Here is an 817-nt window from a genome sequence, read left to right on the forward strand (position 1 = left end):
CTTAGTATCAAGTTTGAAGTGCGACACTTTCTACAGATGCGCATGAATATACTCCAGTGGTATTCTATACCCAAGTCTTTTACGTGGGCGCGTATTTAATTTGTGTGCAATTTCATTGCAGAGTTTCTGTGTCACGTGTGACATAGATGTTCGTTTCGGTAAGTATTGTCGTATCAAGCCATTGGTGTTTTCATTAGTGCCTCGTTCCCATGAGTGGTATGGATTTGCAAAGTAAAACAGACAGTTATGATGTTTTTCTAATTGTGCATAACCATGAAACTCAGTGCCGTTATCCGCAGTTATCGTTTTAAAAGGTAAGTCAGAGCGGGTCATGATTTTGCTCATTCTTACGTTGAGCGACTCGCTTGTTCTATCGTCCATTTGCCCAATAAAAGTGTAGCCAGTCATTCTGTCGACTAAAGTCACGATACAGTGTTTGGTTCCGCGGCCAACGACGGTATCAATTTCCCAATGACCAGGCTCTTTTCGATGCTCAGCTTTTGCAGGTCTTTCGGTAATATGACGCTTATTTGCCAGCCGTCCTCGACTGTCTTTTGAGTTGTATCTCTTACGCCTTTTCTTAGTGGATTGGCGTAGGTGTTTCCATAGGGTTCCACCGAGAGTTTTGTCGTTCCAAACATGCTGATAAATGAGCTCATGACTCATTGTCGGATAGCCTCTTATCCTTAAGTATCCGACGATTTGGTCAGGGCTCCAATCCAGTCGTAGCAAGGCTTCAGGTAACCTGAAGTCGATTTCGCTGTAACGCTTATTTCTGCGCGACCGGCTCAGCCGGTTGCGAGCCATTTGTTGGGCT

The 817-nt window shown here is 44.4% G+C and carries 1 protein-coding gene; it reads right to left on the reverse strand.

What is annotated here, in order from left to right; translation table 11 throughout:
- Positions 1 to 30: 30 nt before the first annotated feature.
- The coding region (locus R8N49_RS26245) for an IS30-like element ISVa6 family transposase (RefSeq protein WP_318190338.1) at positions 31 to 817 on the reverse strand (787 nt) is incomplete at its 5' end.

Source organism: Vibrio sp. 1978 (assembly GCF_033344345.1).